The 16,992-nt window shown below is 58.2% G+C and carries 17 protein-coding genes and 1 tRNA gene; 6 read left to right on the forward strand and 12 right to left on the reverse strand.

The features are described from left to right. Positions 1-149: 149 nt before the first annotated feature. Both G7025_RS13575 and G7025_RS13580 read left to right on the forward strand, forming a co-directional pair. On the forward strand, positions 150-1,166 hold the full coding sequence (locus G7025_RS13575) for an AraC family transcriptional regulator (RefSeq protein WP_181079708.1): 1,017 nt from the start codon (positions 150-152) through the stop codon (positions 1,164-1,166). Between the two features lie 26 nt (positions 1,167-1,192). Continuing rightward, entirely contained in the window at positions 1,193-1,717 is a 525-nt protein-coding gene (locus G7025_RS13580; RefSeq protein ID WP_034138185.1) for a hypothetical protein, read from the forward strand. A gap of 100 nt (positions 1,718-1,817) precedes the next feature. On the opposite strand, the gene G7025_RS13585 is transcribed toward G7025_RS13580, so the two are convergent. The 6 genes from G7025_RS13585 to G7025_RS13610 all read right to left on the reverse strand — a co-directional run bounded on the left by G7025_RS13585 (position 1,818) and on the right by G7025_RS13610 (position 11,664). Then, positions 1,818-3,041 carry an MFS transporter gene (locus G7025_RS13585; protein WP_258197680.1) on the reverse strand — a complete coding sequence of 408 codons (1,224 nt, stop codon included), beginning with the start codon at positions 3,039-3,041 and terminating at the stop codon, positions 1,818-1,820. A gap of 940 nt (positions 3,042-3,981) precedes the next feature. Then, the gene (locus tag G7025_RS13590) at positions 3,982-4,506 is read right to left on the reverse strand and encodes a hypothetical protein (protein ID WP_181079709.1); all 525 of its coding nucleotides are present in this window, start codon (positions 4,504-4,506) and stop codon (positions 3,982-3,984) included. A gap of 212 nt (positions 4,507-4,718) precedes the next feature. Further along, the gene (locus G7025_RS13595; protein WP_181079710.1) at positions 4,719-6,134 is read right to left on the reverse strand and encodes an efflux transporter outer membrane subunit; all 1,416 of its coding nucleotides are present in this window, start codon (positions 6,132-6,134) and stop codon (positions 4,719-4,721) included. Further along, the gene (locus G7025_RS13600; RefSeq protein WP_181079711.1) at positions 6,131-9,310 is read right to left on the reverse strand and encodes an efflux RND transporter permease subunit; all 3,180 of its coding nucleotides are present in this window, start codon (positions 9,308-9,310) and stop codon (positions 6,131-6,133) included. Before G7025_RS13600 ends, G7025_RS13595 begins: the two co-directional genes overlap by 4 nt. A gap of 15 nt (positions 9,311-9,325) precedes the next feature. Further along, positions 9,326-10,567 (reverse strand): multidrug efflux RND transporter periplasmic adaptor subunit MexE, encoded by a 1,242-nt coding sequence (mexE, locus tag G7025_RS13605; protein WP_181079712.1) that lies wholly within the window; start codon positions 10,565-10,567, stop codon positions 9,326-9,328. A gap of 200 nt (positions 10,568-10,767) precedes the next feature. Next, positions 10,768-11,664: a LysR family transcriptional regulator gene (locus tag G7025_RS13610; protein WP_181079713.1), complete on the reverse strand. Its 897-nt coding sequence runs from the start codon at positions 11,662-11,664 to the stop codon at positions 10,768-10,770. A 101-nt stretch (positions 11,665-11,765) separates the two neighbouring features. On the opposite strand from G7025_RS13610, the gene G7025_RS13615 reads away from it, so the two are divergent. Both G7025_RS13615 and G7025_RS13620 read left to right on the forward strand, forming a co-directional pair. Beyond that, on the forward strand, positions 11,766-12,776 hold the full coding sequence (locus G7025_RS13615; RefSeq protein ID WP_181079714.1) for a polysaccharide deacetylase family protein: 1,011 nt from the start codon (positions 11,766-11,768) through the stop codon (positions 12,774-12,776). A gap of 33 nt (positions 12,777-12,809) precedes the next feature. Next, complete coding sequence (locus tag G7025_RS13620) at positions 12,810-13,346, forward strand: ester cyclase (protein ID WP_181079715.1); 537 nt, start codon at positions 12,810-12,812, stop codon at positions 13,344-13,346. Here G7025_RS13620 and G7025_RS13625 read toward each other — a convergent pair. After that, a complete protein-coding gene (locus G7025_RS13625) occupies positions 13,343-13,864 on the reverse strand; it encodes a sterol desaturase family protein (protein WP_181079716.1) in 522 nt (173 codons plus the stop codon). The two genes, G7025_RS13620 and G7025_RS13625, sit on opposite strands and share 4 nt — an antisense overlap. Positions 13,865-14,220: 356 nt before the next feature. Here G7025_RS13625 and G7025_RS13630 point away from each other — a divergent pair. Further along, a tRNA-Leu gene (locus G7025_RS13630) sits at positions 14,221-14,307 on the forward strand. Positions 14,308-14,389: 82 nt separating this feature from the next. Here G7025_RS13630 and G7025_RS13635 read toward each other — a convergent pair. Genes G7025_RS13635 through G7025_RS13645 form a run of 3 tightly spaced genes read right to left on the reverse strand, consistent with a single transcriptional unit; the run spans position 14,390 to position 15,856 of the window. Further along, positions 14,390-15,421 (reverse strand): site-specific integrase, encoded by a 1,032-nt coding sequence (locus G7025_RS13635; RefSeq protein WP_181079717.1) that lies wholly within the window; start codon positions 15,419-15,421, stop codon positions 14,390-14,392. 1 nt (position 15,422) lies between these two features. Then, positions 15,423-15,632, reverse strand: coding sequence for a DUF4224 domain-containing protein (locus G7025_RS13640; protein ID WP_181079718.1), 210 nt, complete (start codon positions 15,630-15,632; stop codon positions 15,423-15,425). Then, positions 15,629-15,856 carry a hypothetical protein gene (locus tag G7025_RS13645; RefSeq protein ID WP_181079719.1) on the reverse strand — a complete coding sequence of 76 codons (228 nt, stop codon included), beginning with the start codon at positions 15,854-15,856 and terminating at the stop codon, positions 15,629-15,631. The genes G7025_RS13640 and G7025_RS13645 overlap by 4 nt, the downstream gene beginning before the upstream one ends. 174 nt (positions 15,857-16,030) lie before the next feature. Between G7025_RS13645 and G7025_RS13650 the strand changes: the two genes are divergently transcribed. Next, positions 16,031-16,222, forward strand: coding sequence for a hypothetical protein (locus G7025_RS13650; RefSeq protein WP_258197681.1), 192 nt, complete (start codon positions 16,031-16,033; stop codon positions 16,220-16,222). A 35-nt stretch (positions 16,223-16,257) separates the two neighbouring features. Here the strand turns inward: G7025_RS13650 and G7025_RS13655 are convergent, their stop codons facing one another. After that, on the reverse strand, positions 16,258-16,581 hold the full coding sequence (locus tag G7025_RS13655) for a hypothetical protein (RefSeq protein ID WP_181079721.1): 324 nt from the start codon (positions 16,579-16,581) through the stop codon (positions 16,258-16,260). A gap of 49 nt (positions 16,582-16,630) precedes the next feature. Continuing rightward, complete coding sequence (locus tag G7025_RS26640; RefSeq protein WP_219855314.1) at positions 16,631-16,831, reverse strand: hypothetical protein; 201 nt, start codon at positions 16,829-16,831, stop codon at positions 16,631-16,633. Positions 16,832-16,992: the final 161 nt, after the last annotated feature.

A 16,992-nucleotide genomic window follows, 5' to 3' on the forward strand; every position in this document is an offset into this window, starting at 1 on the left:
TAGATAGGAAGCTAAGTTGTAACATAATGATACTCATTGCTAAACAGCAAACATTGACGTTTGCTGAACACTCGCTGAACGGTGGTGACGAATCGCCATGGCCCTTATGATGCAGGCCACCTGAATAGCTGTCGGATCGCCTGAAGTTCATGTCGGAAAAAGACACCATCTCCCTGCACCTCGTGCGCGAGGCTTTGTTGCAGAGCTGCGCGCCCGGCGCGGCCAGCGCGCAGGTGCTGGCCAAGGCCGGTATCGATCCGGCGCTGCTCGCGCAGCCCGACGCCCGCGTGTCGGCCACGAGCTACGCACGGCTATGGCGGCTGCTGGCCAGGCGTACGGACGACGAGTTTTTCGGCATGGACCCGCGCAAGCTCAAGTCGGGCAGCCTGGCGTTCCTGTGCCACGCCTGCATGGCGCAACCGACTCTGGCTGATGGCCTGCAGACCGGGTTGGGGTTTCTGTCGCTGATGCTGGACCACTTGCCCGCCCAACTGGTGCGCCAGCAAAGCCTGGCGGAAATCGTCCTGCTGGAACCGGAGACGGCGCCTCGCCGGGCGTTCACCTATTTCACCTATTGGATGATCGTGCACGGTGTGGCCTGTTGGCTCGCCGGGCGCCGCATTCCGATCCTGGCCATCGAACTGCGTTGCCCATCGCCGGATTTCTGCGACGACTACCGCGTGATGTTCTCCGACAACCTGCGCTTCAACCGGCCACGCACGCGCATGATCTTCTCCGCCGACTGCCTGGACCTGCCGATCAAACGCAGCCCTCAGGAGCTTCAGCGCTTCCTCGCCCACGCTCCCGCGAACATCCTGGTCAAATACCGCGACCCCGACAGCCTGGCCACCCGCATCAAACACGACCTGCGCCAACTGCCCCCCGACACCTGGCCGGAAACCGAAGGCCTGGCCGCGAGTCTGTGCATCTCCGCGTCCACTTTGCGTCGTCGCCTGGCCGAGGAGGGGCAGACGTACCAGGGGCTCAAAGACAGCGTGCGCAAGGAGTTAGCGATTGTCTGGCTGGCCGAACCGCAGATCAGCTTTGCTGAAATTGCCGTGCGGCTGGGCTTTGCGGATGTAAGTTCATTCTATAAGGCGTTCCGTAAATGGTCGGGGTCGAATCCGGGGCATTATCGGAGTTTGATACTTAACGATATTGGCTGAAGTTCAGCCGTACAAGGAGATAGGTAATGCGCACGTCATGGTTATGGTTGATTTGCTGCGCGCTTTTCCCGCTGAGCAGTTGGGCGCAGTTGGGGATCGGTGATTTCACGCTGGGCATGCCGCGCCAGCAGGTCATGGACATCCTGCATCGCCACTTCCCTTCGGTGGAGTTGGAACACAACCTCTCCTATCCCGTGCCTATGCCTTACTACCGCGCGCGCGAACCGTCCCGTCCGTATCTTTTAAAGGATGTACCTATCCATACCGTAGCGGCCTATTTCGACGAGGCTGACCGGCTCAAGCAACTGAGCATCAATTTCGATATCACCGACCCCGAACGAATCAAGCCGTTGATACCGCTTATGCACGAGGCACGGCTGGCGCCCGACACCCAAGGACGTCATGAACTCTTCAACAGTGATGGCGAGTTGACCTATTACGTGTCGCAACCCTATGGGTGGACAGTCGTGGAGATCGCCGACAGAGCCGCGTCGAAGGTTAATATTCCGATGCGTGCGCACGTAGACCAACAGATCAGGGCATTCAAGTAGCAAAGATGGGGGCGGGGGTAGAGAAACGTTTAAAACTACATGTCCCCGCTTGCCTGCATCACTGTTAAATATTGTCTGGTAAGTTTCTGGAATATAAAGCTCAAGCTTCTTGCTTTGTTGACGGCTTCTTTGTGCGCGCTAACAGTAGCGTCGTGATAACACCCAATAAGCCAATAAGGCAGAAGACTGCAACAACAACCAAAGTCGACGAAAAGCCATATCTATCAACTAATCCTCCGAAGGCAGTGTAGGAGGCGCCGATAATAACCGAATTGACTAGATTTGCAGCGGACAGGCATGAGGCTCGGATGCGGGAATCGACATTATCGTGAATATATGTTTCATATGACGTCTCATAGATGGCGGGGAGCGACATTATCAGGAGGAAACTTGCTGCTGAGGCATTGATGCCGATGTCCATTGATAAGATTAAAAGGAGTAGGGTGATAATAAATGTCGTGGTGAATGCAACAATGCCGAGAGAAAATCTTGAGCAAACATAACCCGCAACCATAAACACTACAGCCGATATGGCTTCTACTGCAGCATATATTCCAGCAATCAAAGTGACATCTAAGCCTTGCAGCTTGAAAAAAGGTTGGCCGTAGATAAATAAAGGTACGGTTGAAAGCTCAAATAAAGCGAATCCAATGAACAAGGGTATAAGGAAAGCGCCGTTTTTTGAGCGGAAAAAGCATACCAGTGAATTGAAAACGCCTTCTGCTTCTCTATTGTGCACGCTACTTTTGGCACTGGAATTGAGTGAGGTGGAAAGAGATTTTCTTTCGGTCATGAATGAAACCACGATGGCTCCAATAAATTTGGATATCGCAAAAAATATATAAACGCTGTTCCACGACATAGCCTCTTGCAAGGCGCCGCCAAGAAGCATGGATAAGCCTAATGAAACCGCACCGATAGCACGGGCGCGGGATATTATCCTTGGGTATTCCTCTGTTCTATTTTCGGCCAGTAGATTGTCATATAACAACGCTCTGTCCGCACCGGAGCCCATAGCAATACTGGCGCCGAAGAGGCAAAAGATAAACGCGAAAGGAATAAAGTCGGAGAACAATAAAAATCCAATACCGCTTATAAATAACCCCAAAAAACTTAGTATTAGAGAGTGTTTACGTCCGTAGCGATCTGCAAGTAGACCGGATGGTATTTCCAAGGCTACACAAGAAAAGAATAAAAAAGACTGAAGAATGCCTATTTCTCCTTGGGTTATACCGAGTTGCAAAAGATAGAGTACAAATAAGCTTCTCTGGACATCCAGATTCATAAATATTGACAGGGTGTAATATGGGTTGTTGTTTTTCAAGGCGTTCCATGCTCTTTTTTATTTTAATGCTGATGTTTCGTAATTTAAAAAAACAGGCGGCTTTGGCTGTCCGGATCGAATGATGAGCGTTGACGAGGTCTTCCTGCGGCAGGAGTTTACCGATGCGATCTCTTCCCAGCAGCAGTTTAGTAAGTAGTCAGCATCAAAATCTTGAGGAAAGCGAGTCGCGATTTTTTATGAAATAGTGTATGGAATGTAGTAATGGCCAGGGACTAGGAATTAACTCACAACATCTTTCTCCTGAGTATTACAGAACCTTCCTTAATGTTTTTAGGACGCGGCTGGCATACGCGCAGTGAAAAATCGTGCATGGTTTTAACCGTGATCCTACTTGGGCGTCGGGTTAAGCAAGCCACACGCTGGATCTGTAAAGGATCGCTCACTTAACTGCGAAGGTTTGCTGCGGAGGATTGAAAGCGTGGCGTGATTGCCTTCATACGTTAAGTCTCCAATCAATACTCTGACAGTGAACTTATGAAAAATTTCATTGCGTTACCTTTTGCGGCGTTGATGCTGGTGTCGGTTCAGGCGTCTGCACTGTGCCTGAATATTTCCGAGAGTTTTAGCGGCATAGTAGGGCCGGATGTTGAGGCGACCGTACACGGGCCGTTCACTATAACGGGCAGTAATGGGTGCTCCGCTGCGAATATTGAAGCCATGATTTCAGCTGGCGGTGTGGGTAGACCCCCTCAGATTTCTATTGAGCGGGAAGTGGGTTCAACTTGGACGAAAGTTGCGGCGAACCCTCTTTCATCCCGTGTATCTTGGCTGGGCCCTCTCGGTACTTATAGGATCAGGGTGCACAATTCTGATGCCGTCACGAAGGTCTTTTCAGGAACTGTAAGGTACGGGCGTTAGGCAACAATTATTGCGGTGTGTCAGGGCCCTGGCACACCGCAATATTGCTGCTTGGCCTTAGTCAGGCGTGTTCTTCCACGGATAAATCATTTTTCGGCGAGTTTGCGAAATACGCGAGAGCATTAATCGCGCGATTCGCGTCGATCATACCTTGTATATACTCCGGGATTCCCTGCGAGCGCCCTACGTCTGGGTTGCTTTTCACAAAAGCGAGGTAATCCTCCAATTTTTCGTCAAACAGGGCAATTGCATTGAACTTTACATGTGTATTCGTTTGTCTGCCGTTGGCATCTGACGCACCATCTCCTGATATGAAGATAAAGAAAGCCTGCTCATCGATTATGTTGCTCTCGAACAATCGTCTGCCAACCTTCTTAAGCTCATCCGTACTGATAGACGTCATATCATACTTCTTCAAAAAGTCCTTTAAATCCGCTAACTCGTCTTGCCGCCACATTCTCAGTTCATCAACGGCTTTCGATTCATCAGTGATAGTGAACGCGTTCGTCACCTTGTCCGGGTTCTTGATTACGATCGCATTCGTCTGCATGGAACGTACATTAGGTATCGTCACTCTCATGTCCATATCCGTCTCCTTATTGGATAAAGGTTACGTCCCGTTATCGACTTCGCATAAACGATATTTAGGCTGTTGGAAAATTTGGGAAGTGTCTGACAGATGCGATTACCAATAAAAAAGTGTTATTCATGACTATCAGCGCAAAAAAAGCCCCATGACCGAATGGACCATGGGGCTAAAAACTGGCTGGATGCGACCAACCAAAGGAGCTCTTTACATCACTTGGCGGTAGCGACCACCGTATCCGGCTGCCAGCCACCCCCCAGCGCTTTGTAGATCGCCACTATCCCGCGATACAGATCCACTTCGGCCTGGGCCTGGGCGTCTTCGGCGGCCAAACGCTCACGCTGGGCATCGAGCAGCACCAGGAAGTCCACCGTGCCTTCGCGGTAGCGGATGGCGGCGAGGTCGGCGGCGGCTCGGCTGGATTCGCTTTGGCGGATCAGCGAGACCAGGCGTTGCTGACGCTTGCCGTAGTCGCTGAAGGCGTTTTCGGACTCTTCCAATGCCAGCAATACTTGCTGTTCATAAGTGGCCAGGGCGCCGTCGGCTTCGGCGTCGGCACCGCGCAGGCGCGCGCGCACGCTGCCCAGGTCGAACGCGGCCCAGGTAATGCTCGGGCCCAGGGCCCAGGCGTTGGCGGCGGACGAACCGATCTGCGAGCCGCGCCCGGCGGTAAAGCCAAGGAAGCCACTTAAGCTGACCCGTGGGAACAGGTCTGCCTTGGCCACGCCGATGCGCGCGGTGGCGGCGGCCAGTTTGCGTTCGGCGCTGAGGATGTCCGGGCGGCGCTGCAGCAGTTGGCCGGGATCTCCGATCGGCAAGGCTTTGGCAATCGCCGGCAGGTCTTTCGGGCTCAGATCCACGGTCAGCTTGTCCGGGCGCTGGCCGAGGAGGGTGGCGATGCGATTACGCTCGCGCACCTGTTCGGCCTGCAGTTGCGGCACGCTGGCTTCCACCGAAGCCAGGCGTGCGTCGGCTCGTTCCACGTCGAGCTGATCCCCCACACCGGCATCCCGCAGGCTGACGGTGATGGTGCGCGATTCCTGCTGGTTCTTCAGGTTGTCCAGGGCGATGCGCTCACGCAGTTGCGCGCCACGCAGTTGGCCGTAGGCGTCCACCAGCTCGGCAATCATGCTGACTTGCAGTTGGTACAGGTCCGCCTCGGCCGCCTGTTGGTCGGCCTCGCTGGCTTCCAGGTTGCGCTGGATACGCCCGAACAGGTCCAGTTCCCAGGCCATGTCCAGGCCCAGATCGTAACGTTCGCTGTTGACGCGCCGGGTGGTCTGGCCGGGAATCTGCCCCTTGCCCAAGTCACTGCTGGCGCGGCTGGTAATGGTCGGCATCGCGTCATTGCTGGCATCGTCGCGAATCGCCCGGGCTGCCCGCAGACGGGCGAAGGCGACACGCAGGTCACGGTTGCCCTGCAACGATTGAGTCACCAACTGGTTGAGGGTCGGGTCGTCGAACTGTTGCCACCAGATGCCTTCGAACCTGGCGTGGTCATATTGCTTGGCGTCCGCGGCGGCGGCGATGTTCGCCGCCTCCGGGGTCTGGGTTTTATAGTCCGGGCCTACGGCGCAGGCGGCGAGCGCCAGTACCAGCAGGCTCGGCAGGAATACTTTCACACTCATTGCTGTGTCTCCAGCTTCAAGGCCTTGGCTGCTTTGCGCGCTTCGCTGCGCTCCACATAGCGACGGATCAGGACGTAGAACACCGGGGTCAGCAACAGCCCGAAGAAGGTCACACCGATCATCCCCGAGAACACCGCCACGCCCATGGCATGACGCATCTCGGCACCGGCACCGCTGGACAGTACCAAAGGCACCACACCCATGATGAACGCGAACGAGGTCATCAGGATCGGCCGCAGACGCAGGCGGCAGGCTTCCAATACCGCGGCCAATGGGTCGAGGCCTTCCTGCTGTTTGTCCTTGGCGAACTCCACGATCAGAATCGCGTTCTTGCACGCCAGGCCCACCAGTACGATCAGGCCGATCTGGGTAAAGATGTTGTTGTCGCTGCCCGAGATGATCACCCCGGTGATAGCCGACAGCAGCGTCATCGGTACGATCAGGATCACCGCCAGCGGCAGGCTCCAGCTCTCGTATTGGGCGGCCAGTACCAGGAACGCCAGCAGCACGCAGAGCGGGAACACGAACAGCGCGGTATTGCCAGAGAGGATCTGCTGGTAGGTCAGGTCGGTCCACTCGTAGGTCATGCCGTTGGGCAGTTCATCCTTCAACAGTTTTTCAATCGCGGCCTGGGCCTGGCCCGAGCTGTAGCCCGGTGCGGCGTTGCCGTTGATTTCTGCGGTGATAAAGCCGTTGTAGTGCATCACGCGGTCCGGGCCCGAGGTGTCGCTGACCTTGATAAAGGTCGCCAGCGGGATCATCTCGCCTTTGTTGTTGCGCACTTTCAGCTGGCCGATCTGGTCGGCGTCCTGGCGGAACTGTTGTTCGGCCTGCACGTTGACCTGGTAGGTGCGCCCGAAGCGGTTGAAGTCGTTGGCGTACAACGAACCCAGGTAGACCTGCAGAGTGTCGAAGATGTCGCTGATCGCCACGCCGTGGGTCTTGGCCTTTTCGCGGTCGATGGCCGCATCGACCTGGGGCACATTGACCGTGTAGCTGGTGAACAGGCCGAACAACTCCGGCACGCCGCGGCTCTTGGCGATAACGTTCTGCACTTCTTTGTACAGCTCGTCATAGCCCAGGTTGCCACGGTCTTCGATCTGCAGGCGGAACCCGCCGATAGTGCCCAGCCCCTGTACCGGCGGCGGCGGGAAGATGGCCATGTAGGCTTCTTCAATGTTGCTGTACTGGCCATTCAGTGCCCCGGCAATCGCGCCGGCGGACATGCTCGGGTCTTTGCGCTCATCGAAGGGCTTCAAGGTCACGAACACGATGCCGCTGTTCGGGCTGTTGGTGAAGCCGTTGATAGACAGGCCCGGGAAGGCGATCGCGGCTTCCACGCCGGGCTGTTTCAGGGCGATCTCCGACATGCGCTTCATCACGCTTTCGGTACGGTCCAGGCTCGCGGCGTCCGGCAGTTGCGCGAAGGCTACCAGGTATTGCTTGTCCTGGGCCGGGACGAAACCGGTCGGGGTGTGGGCGAAGCCGAAGAAGGTCAGCACCATCAGGCCGGCGTACACGAACAGGGCAATGCCACTGCCGCGAATCACTCGGCGCACAGTGCCGACGTAGCCATGGCTGGCTCTTTCAAAAAAGCGGTTGAACGGGCGGAACAACCAACCGCCGAACAGCTTGTCGAGGAACTTCGAGAAGCGGTCCTTGGGTGCATCGTGAGCGCGCAGCAACACGGCGGCCAGGGCAGGGGACAGGGTCAGCGAGTTGAAGGCCGAGATCACCGTCGAGATCGCAATGGTCAAGGCGAACTGCTTGTAGAACTGCCCGGTCAAGCCGCTGATAAAGGCGGCCGGAATGAACACCGCACACAGCACCAGCGCCGTGGCGATGATCGGCCCGGTCACCTCGCTCATGGCTTTCGCAGTGGCCGGGAACGGCTCCAGGCCCAGCTCGATATTACGTTCGACGTTCTCCACCACCACGATGGCGTCGTCCACCACGATGCCGATGGCCAAGACCAGCCCGAACAGCGACAGCGCATTGAGCGAGAAGCCGAACAGGTGCATCACCGCAAACGTACCGATCAACGATACCGGTACCGCTACCAACGGAATGATCGAGGCGCGCCAGGTCTGCAGGAACAGAATCACCACCAGCACCACGAGAATCAGGGCTTCGAACAGCGTGTGCACCACCGCTTCGATGGAGCCGCGAACGAAGATCGTCGGGTCATACGCGATGCGGTAATCCATGCCCGCCGGGAAGCTCTTTTTCAGCTCGGCCATCTTGCTGCGCACATCGTTGGAGATGTCGATGGCGTTGGAGCCGGGACGCTGGAAGATCGGAATCGCCACCGCCGGCTGGTTATCGATCAGCGAGCGCAGCGCGTATTGGCTGGACCCCAGTTCGACCCGGGCGATGTCCTTGAGACGTGTGATCTCACCGTTGGCGCCGGCGCGAATCACGATGTTCTCGAACTCCTCTTCGCTGACCAGACGCCCTTGGGTATTGACCGACAACTGGAAGCTGGTGTCAGACGGCGCGGGCTGGGCGCCCAGGGCACCGGCGGCTACCTGGCGGTTCTGCTCGCGTATCGCGGTGACCACATCGGTAGCGGTCAGGTTGCGTGAGGCGGTCTTGTTCGGATCGAGCCACACGCGCAGGGAGTAGTCGCCCATGCCGAACAACTGCACGTCGCCGACACCCCCCAGGCGCGCCAACTCGTCCTTGATATTGAGGATCGCGTAGTTGGACAGGTACAGCATGTCGTAGCGCTGATCCGGGGAGGTCAAGTGCACCACCATGGTCAGGTCAGGGGAGGCCTTGTCCACGGTGATACCGATGCGTGTCACTTCTTCCGGCAGCTTGGGCTGGGTCCGCGTCACTCGGTTCTGCACCTGCACCTGCGCGTTGTCCAGGTCGGTGCCCAGGGCGAAGGTGATGGTCAGGGTCAGCTTGCCGTCGGCGGTCGACTGCGAGGACATGTACAGCATGTTCTCGACTCCGGTGATCGCCTGCTCCAGCGGTGCGGCCACGGTTTCACCGATGACCTTGGGGTTGGCGCCGGGGAAGTTGGCGCGTACCACCACGGTAGGCGGCACCACTTCCGGGTATTCGCTGATCGGCAATTGGAACAGCGAGATCGCACCGGCGATCAGGATCAGCAGCGACAGCACCGCTGCGAAGATCGGCCGCGAAATGAAGAACTTGGAAAAATTCATCTTGAGTCGTATCCCTTAACCGCGTGGAGTCGCAACACTGGCGAGCTTGGGCGCGGTTTTTTCCCGCGCCACTTGCTCAAGGTTGCTGGCTTCCAGCGCTTGTCGTTGTTGGGCCAAGGCGGCGAGGGTTTCCTTGCTGGCCATCGGAATGGTTTCCGGGGTGACCGGTGCACCTGGGCGCACGCGTTGCAGGCCTTTGACGATAATGGTGTCGTCCTTACTCAGGCCGTTGCGCACGATGCGCAAACCTTCGATCTTCGGCCCCAGCTCAACCGCGCGATAAGCCGGCTTGTCGCCTTCCATCACCAGCACGAATTTTTTGCCCAGGTCGGTGCCGACCGCTTCGTCGTTGATCAGCACGGCGGAGTAGGTACCGCTGCCCACCAGCTTCAGGCGTGCATACAGGCCGGGGGTGTATTCGCCCTTGCTGTTGTCGAACACGGCGCGCCCACGGATGGTGCCGGTGGCGGGGTTGACCTGGTTGTCGATGAAATTCATCTGGCCCAGGTGCGGGTTGCCGGTTTCATTCGACAGGCCCAGGTACACCGGGGTCGTGGCACCGCGACGGCCCTGGCGTGCCAGTTCGGTGTACTTGAGGTACACGCGTTCGTCGGCGTCGAAGTAGGCGTAGACCTTGTCGGTGGAAACCACGCTGGTCAGCGCGGTGACGTCGGCGGTGACCAGGTTGCCGGCGGTGATTTCGGCACGGCTGACGCGGCCGCTGATCGGCGAGGTCACACGGGTAAAACTCAGGTTCAGTTTGGCCAGGTCCAACTGCGCCTGGATCCCGGCGACGGCGGCGCGGGCTTCCTGGGCGGCGGTGGTACGCGAGTCGGCCAGTTCGGCGGAGATCGCATTGCTCTGGCGCAGACGCTCGCCGCGCTGGGCTTCGTTTTCGCTGCGGGTGGCGGCGGCCTTGGTTTGTTGCAGTTGCGCTTCAAGGCGGCGTACTTCGGCCTGGAATGGGCGTGGGTCGATCTGGAACAGCAGGTCGCCTTTCTTGACCAAAGCGCCTTCGGTGAAAGCGACTTGGTCAATCTGGCCGGAAACCCGTGGACGAATCTGTACGGTTTCCGGCGCTTCGAGGCGTCCGGTGAACTCGTCCCACTCGTTGACCGGTTGCTCCAGCACCTTGGCTACGCTGACTTTCGCCGCCGGCATGGCGGCCGCTTGTTCCGGGGTTTTACCGCACGCGCTCATCACCACCATGGCCAGAATCGCCAGGGGCAAGCGCAAAGGGTTGAGTGACTGTTCCATAGGGTGCATCCGCCAATGTATTTGAGATGGGCGGATCATGCGCGGGGACGCGGTATGTCACGAATCGAATGAAGCGAAGGTAACTATCATTCGGAATGATATAAGCGCGGATTCAGCCCTCTAGCATGGGGCTTTCGTTAGGGAGCTATCAATGGCCTTGATGGCAAGAGTGTTTTGCGTGGCGTGCAAGGAACAGTCCCTCACCTGGCGCGGTCGGCGGATAGCCGCGCCGCGATGCATTCCATCAAGAGGCTGACCCGGCGCGGCAGGGCACGATTGGTGGGGTAGACGATGTTCAGGGCCGTGCGCCCGAGGTCGTAGTCCGGGAACACTTCCACCAGCCGTCCGGCGTCCAGGTCGGCACGCACGTCCCACACGGATTTAAGGCACAGGCCGTGGCCGTCCAGGCACCACTGGCGCACCAGCGCACCGTCATTCGCGACGCGCCGGCCGCGCACCAGGATGCGCTGGGTGTGCCCGTGCCGGGTAAAGGTCCACTCGTGCGCCAGGTTGATGCCAAAGCGCATCACCAGGCATTCGTGCCCAGCCAGATCTGCCGGCTCCAACGGCGTGCCATGGCGCTCCAGGTAAGCGGGTGCGGCGCACACAACGCGGCGGTTCTCGCCCAGGGGTTTGGCATGCAGGCTGCTGTCGGCCAGGGCGCCGTAGCGCACGGCAAAGTCGATGCCCTGGCCGACGGGGTCGACGTAGCCGTCACTGAGGTGCAGGTCGATGCTGACCTGCGGATGCGCCTGCATGAAGTCTGTGAGGACCGGTTCAAGGTGCTGGCGCCCCAGGTCCTGCGGCGCACTGAGGCGGATCAACCCGGAAACGGTCCGAGTGCCCAGGCGAATACTGCTGTGCAACGCCTCGGCCTGATCCAGCAGGCGCCGTGCGCCTTCGGCCAGCACGCGGCCTTCGTCGGTCAGGTGAATGGCGCGGGTAGTGCGGTTGAGCAGGCTGGCGCCGTAGAAACGCTCCAATTGCACCAGCCGCTCGGACACCGAGGCCGGTGACAACCCCAGTTCGCGCCCGGCCGCCGACAGCCCACCTTTCTCGATAATCAGCAAAAACAGCTCAAGATTTTTCAACGGCATTGTTCGGAGTTTCCGAAAAAGGTTTTTGAAAGCGGCTCAATTATCAAAATAATCCAAACATCTTACGGTTGCATCCGTGCTTATCCAACGGAGTCAACGCGATGACATTGATCAACACGCAACGGCGTACCTTTCTCGCCCAGGCCGGCGCAGGCGCAGCGGTGCTGGCGGCGGGGTCGCTACTCAATCCGGCGGGCGCTGCCACGGTGCCGAAGGGCCAGGCCAATAGCGCGGCGGCGATGTCCAGCCAGCGCAACGGACGGTTCTGGCCCGGCGACACGCGGCTGGTGGTGTCGATTTCCATGCAGTTCGAAGCAGGCGGGCAGCCCCCCAAAGGCACTGACAGCCCGTTCCCCAAGGTGGATTTTCCCGACAGCGTGCCGGCCGACGTGGCCACCAATACCTGGTTCGCCTACGGCTATCGCGAGGGCATCCCGCGCATGCTCGACCTGTGGGACCGGCACGGCGTGAAAGTCACCAGCCACATGATCGGCGACGCGGTGCAGCGGCACCCCGAGTTGGCCCGCGAGATCGTCGCCCGTGGCCACGAGGCGGCGGGGCACGGCCCGCGCTGGAGTTCGCAGTTCGCCATGAACCGCGATGAGGAGCGCACCTTTCTGCGCCAGGCCGCGAGCATGGTGCAGGCGGTCACCGGGCAGCCGGTCGTCGGTTACAACTGCAACTGGCTAAGGCGCGGGCCGAACACCCTGTCGCTGCTGCAAGAGCTGGGCTACGTCTATCACATCGATGACGTGAGCCGCGATGAGCCCTTTATCGAGCAGGTCAACGGCAAGGATTTCGTGGTGGTGCCCTACACCTTGCGCAACAACGACATCGTGTTGATCGAGGGCCGCAACTATTCACCGTCCCAGTTCCTGGAGCAGGTGAAGCTGGAGTTCGATCAACTCTACGAAGAGGCCGGCACCCGGCGCCGCATGATGTCGATCAGCGCCCATGACCGCATCAGCGGCACGCCGCAAATGGTCAAGGTGTGGGATGAATTCCTGCGCTACGCCAACAGCCATCCCGGCGTCGCTTTCATGCGCAAGGACGCGATTGCTCAATACACCCTCGACAGCCCGCTGAGTCTTCGGGAAACCGAGACGATTTGAGGCGCTGCCCCCCTGCATTCAAGGACATTACCAATGAAACCTTTTGCCCGTTCGCACTGCGCCATTGCGGTTGCCGCCTTGCTACTGTCGGGAGCGGCTTCGGCTGCCACGACCGAGTTGATCAAACCCACTGTGGTGGTGATGGATAAGAGCCTTACGGCGAATCAACAAGCGCTGATGGAAACCGTCGCGCGCCGTTATGACACCTTCTGGCACACCGGCGAAGAGCGCTTGGCTCGCGAAGCGCTGGCGGATGATTTTGTCGACAAGACACCTCCCGAAGGCCGCAAACAGGGCCCGCAAGGCCCGTTGCTGGCCTCGCGCGCCTTCCGTGCGGCGGTGCCGGATTTGAGTTGCGAGATCGAACAGTTGATCATCGCCGGCGACCGCGCGGTGGCGCACCTGCATTTTCGCGGGCACTTCACCGGCACCTTTGGTCAGCGCAAGGGCAGTGGCCAGGTCGTGGATTTTATTGCCACCGATATCTACCGGATCGACAACGGCAGGATCGCCGCCAACTGGCATATCGAAGATAACCTGACCCTGATGAAGCAGTTGGGCGTGCTCTAGCGCTGGGCGGGATCGACGCGGATATAAGTGCGGAACACGTGATCCCACAACGGCGAGGACACCCCGAAGTTTTTCTCGATGCCCTGGCGGTGGTGCAGGTCGTGATTGGCCACCAGCCCTGGCACTAAACCGTAGGCCCAATGCTGCGGGCGATGCATCACGTAATGCACCGAGATGTAGAAGAAGTAGCCGGTCACCGCACCGATAAACACCGAGACCAGGCCGGTGTACCAGGCCAACAGCAACAGCGCGGCGAAGGTCGAGCTGGTTTTCCAGCTCGACACACCGATATAGGCCAGCACATCCACGTGGTGGGTCCAGTGCTCACGGCGGTACAACGAGTGGAACAGGAAGCGGTGCGCCGAGTATTCCACCAGCGTCCAGGCCAGCAGGCCCACGAGAGCCAGCCCAGGCACGAACGGCGCCAGGCAGAGCGCGAGGATCACGAAAGCCGGGACGGTGAAAAAATCGAGGTAATACGCAAGCGAAGACATCAACCATTTATTCGAAACGGCCATGTGCGGAATATCCCTGTAGTACGCGATGGAGAGGCAAGCGATAGGCGCGCGGGGCCGCCACGCGCGCCATCATGCAGGCACCTCGGCGCGAAGTCACTCTGGTCGCGGTGGATATCGGCGCCGTTTGTGGCCTGTGACACATCCACCGGCGACGGCGACCAGCTGGCGTTGCGCCGGCCAATAGCACCTCGTAACGCTGGACGTCCGGAAACGCCACGCACAAAGGCCTGTGGCGAAGTGTAGATCACTGATCTGCCAAGCTTTTTTATCCTGCTTTTATGCTTCAAAGCGGGCGCCTGACCTTGCGTCGACGCGCTTGGGTCTATATATTCCGAACCCTGTTGCACCGCGCTACCGCCCGAATGGCGAAACTGGTAGACGCATGGGACTTAAAATCCCCCGCTCGTAAGGGCGTGCCGGTTCGATTCCGGCTTCGGGCACCATCTAGAATCAAGGGTTTGCGGGTGAAAGCTGATGCAAGCCCTTGTTTGTTTCCGGTCCGCAATAATATAACTGGTCCGCAATTCATTTCGTTGGTGAGACTTTCTTGCCTTTCCGGTTGCGGATGTACTGCTCAGTCATGACTACGGTGGTATGCCCAAGTTGATCCTTGGCCTGCATGATATCGCCACTGGATTCGGCCTTGTCCGTGCCGGCTTTGGCGCGCAGATCCCGCATTTGAAACTCAGGCTTAGCCACCCCAGCAGCTTCCCTCGCTATATCAAATCTCCTACGCAACATTGCCACCGTCATCGGTGTGCCATCCTCTGCAACGATCAGCCGCGTCGAGCGGACTTTATGCCCTGACTTTCGGGACATTATTCGATCAATCAAAACCTTCAGTTCGCCGGTGACCTCGATTCGACGTTTTGCCTTTGTTTTCCCCTGAAGGACCCAGATCTGCCCATCCCTTACGTCTCTTTCGTCCATCAACCGTGTGTCCGTGACTCGTTGACCAGTCAAGTAGGCGAGGTCCATTGCATCACGCAACCCAGCGTCAGCTTTGTCGTGAACTCGCTTGAACAGTTCGTCCTCAACGTAGGTGTCCCGCCCAGTCTCCTTGTTGCCTTTGATTCCGGCGCAAGGGTTCGCAAGTGATGTATAGCCCTTGTCCCTGGCGTAGTTCCATATCGCGCTGAGCAGGGCTTTTTCTCGATTGGCTCTTACCGGCGCTGACTTTCGCCAGGTCAGATACTGGCGAACATGAAGGGGCTCGATCGTCTCAAGTGGTGCGGGCGGATCATCGAAGAACGCCATTAAGTTTTTCAGTTCGCGCTGGTTGTCGAGCTGAGTCGCTGCGCCCTTGGTGGGCACAACTTCAACCAGGTACTTTTCTGCCACGTACCGAAAGGTGATAACCCTGGTGACCAGTTCGGTTGAAGTGCGATCACGCTCGAGTTTTGCGTACGCCATGATGGCCAAGCCGTAGTCACTGCCCAGGGGTATTTCCTTGCGGTCCTTTCCGCCGGTGTCGTAATAGTAAAAAACCCGGCCGCTGGCTTTCTTGCGCTCTCTTAGCCGGGCGACGGAGCCCGGCTTACTTGGTCTTCTTCCCATTTCAGCTTGCCTTGCGTGGTTTCCATACGAGTTTCTCTGGCTCGGATATGCCGACGGCAGTAACTGCCATGGCTGTCACGCTCGGCCAACCGTTCATTTTGATGGTGTGCCGGATGCCGTTTCTTTTGAGGTTCAGGATCTGGCCAGCCTTTGTCCGAGCGCCGGTCAGCTCGCAAACCTCTTCATGCGATAGGAATTGAACTCCGCTCATGGATCGCTCCGTGCGCCCGCAGTGGGCCGCGCTGTCTTGATGATGTGAATGATGAAACCGAAGGTGGTCAGCAGCCAGCCGCAGGTGCCGACGAAGGCGTAGAGGATGTCGGTTGTCTCGCCGTCGACCAGAAGGCGCGGGGCGATCCAAAAGAACCAGCAACCGCTGCCTACCAGGTACAGCAAAGCGCCCAACAGGATCAGGGTGAGTTTTATTGCGAACATTGGGTGTCCTTGCCGCGCTGGGCGGCATATAGGGGATTGGAGTGATAGCTTTCTGCCTAGATGTCAAATAGGCCGAAAGCCGTGTACAAGAAGGTTCAATTAAGTTCGTGATGAGGCATGGACGTGTCACACAACTTCGATGCTCCGATAGCGCACGCTTACCGGGGCCACGTGATGTTTCTCAAGTTCGACTGGCGCCGCCCGAACGATGAGAGCCCTGTTGCCGCAAATATCATTGAACCAGCAGCCATCAATGGGTTGGGTGAGGTTGCAGCGAAGTTGGACGGCCCTTGGCCAGACTATCCAGCAGCGCTTGATGACGCGATGGCGGCGGCCGAACGATGGATCGATAGTCAGTTGCCGTGACTCTGCTCACCGGCAGGCATGTAGGGGGATTGGGGTTAGGGAAGCGTGCTGCCGATTTGTGCTGCTACGACGGTGAGTGCCTGGCGGAGAGCGCCAGCCCGATCTGCGTCGTCGATCCATCCGATATTCTCGCCGTAGCCGCGACGCTCGACCATCACGTATTGCAGGTTGGTGAACCAGAGGATGCTGAGCTGCAGTTCTACCGCTAAACGCATGGCTTGGGTGTCATCACTGAGGGGCTGCCATTGCTCCCGGCCGGAGTCCGGATCGTCGTAGTAGAAGGCATCGCTTCCTAGCCGATACTCCAGATCAAAGCCCATGGCCTTGGCTGACAGTTTCAGCAGTTCGTGGTCTGTCATGGTCTAGGACCTCGGTAGATGAAGACGTAGGCGAACCAGAGGGTGGCGATCATGGCGCCACCCGACCTGCAAAATCCTCTGCGGTGAGCTTGTACTCGACGACGTTGCGCACTCGATAGAACGTTGCGATGCAGTGCTTACTGATCCATTCGGACAGAAGTGCGTTCAGCTCCTGGCGGGCCTCGTCAGGAACATCCGGCCAGTCCTCTGCGAATTCACCCACATCGTCATAGGCGCGCTCGCCGAGCATCTCAATGACGTCGCCCGCATCGACATAACCGGTGGTGTTTATCGGGAATTTCTCTCCCTTCCAAACGGTTGCTCCGATTTACAGGTCGTCGTTCTCGTCCAGTAGGTCACCAAGGCTGTCGAAATTGAACAGCTCTTCATTGGCTGACCAAGTTTCGTCGG

Source organism: Pseudomonas lurida, from assembly GCF_013522705.1.
Taxonomy (GTDB): domain Bacteria; phylum Pseudomonadota; class Gammaproteobacteria; order Pseudomonadales; family Pseudomonadaceae; genus Aquipseudomonas; species Aquipseudomonas quebecensis.

Coding starts and splice junctions, on each gene's coding strand:
- G7025_RS13580 (WP_034138185.1), top strand. CDS start 1,193: ATGCGCACGTCATGGTTATGGTTGATTTGCTGCGCGCTTTTCCCGCTG.
- G7025_RS13625 (WP_181079716.1), bottom strand. CDS start 13,864: ATGGCCGTTTCGAATAAATGGTTGATGTCTTCGCTTGCGTATTACCTC.
- G7025_RS13640 (WP_181079718.1), bottom strand. CDS start 15,632: ATGAGCGGAGTTCAATTCCTATCGCATGAAGAGGTTTGCGAGCTGACC.
- G7025_RS13650 (WP_258197681.1), top strand. CDS start 16,031: ATGTTTCTCAAGTTCGACTGGCGCCGCCCGAACGATGAGAGCCCTGTT.
- mexE (WP_181079712.1), bottom strand. CDS start 10,567: ATGGAACAGTCACTCAACCCTTTGCGCTTGCCCCTGGCGATTCTGGCC.
- G7025_RS26640 (WP_219855314.1), bottom strand. CDS start 16,831: ATGCTCGGCGAGCGCGCCTATGACGATGTGGGTGAATTCGCAGAGGAC.
- G7025_RS13655 (WP_181079721.1), bottom strand. CDS start 16,581: ATGACAGACCACGAACTGCTGAAACTGTCAGCCAAGGCCATGGGCTTT.
- G7025_RS13610 (WP_181079713.1), bottom strand. CDS start 11,664: ATGCCGTTGAAAAATCTTGAGCTGTTTTTGCTGATTATCGAGAAAGGT.
- G7025_RS13600 (WP_181079711.1), bottom strand. CDS start 9,310: ATGAATTTTTCCAAGTTCTTCATTTCGCGGCCGATCTTCGCAGCGGTG.
- G7025_RS13575 (WP_181079708.1), top strand. CDS start 150: ATGTCGGAAAAAGACACCATCTCCCTGCACCTCGTGCGCGAGGCTTTG.
- G7025_RS13595 (WP_181079710.1), bottom strand. CDS start 6,134: ATGAGTGTGAAAGTATTCCTGCCGAGCCTGCTGGTACTGGCGCTCGCC.
- G7025_RS13620 (WP_181079715.1), top strand. CDS start 12,810: ATGAAACCTTTTGCCCGTTCGCACTGCGCCATTGCGGTTGCCGCCTTG.
- G7025_RS13590 (WP_181079709.1), bottom strand. CDS start 4,506: ATGGACATGAGAGTGACGATACCTAATGTACGTTCCATGCAGACGAAT.
- G7025_RS13645 (WP_181079719.1), bottom strand. CDS start 15,856: ATGTTCGCAATAAAACTCACCCTGATCCTGTTGGGCGCTTTGCTGTAC.
- G7025_RS13635 (WP_181079717.1), bottom strand. CDS start 15,421: ATGGGAAGAAGACCAAGTAAGCCGGGCTCCGTCGCCCGGCTAAGAGAG.
- G7025_RS13615 (WP_181079714.1), top strand. CDS start 11,766: ATGACATTGATCAACACGCAACGGCGTACCTTTCTCGCCCAGGCCGGC.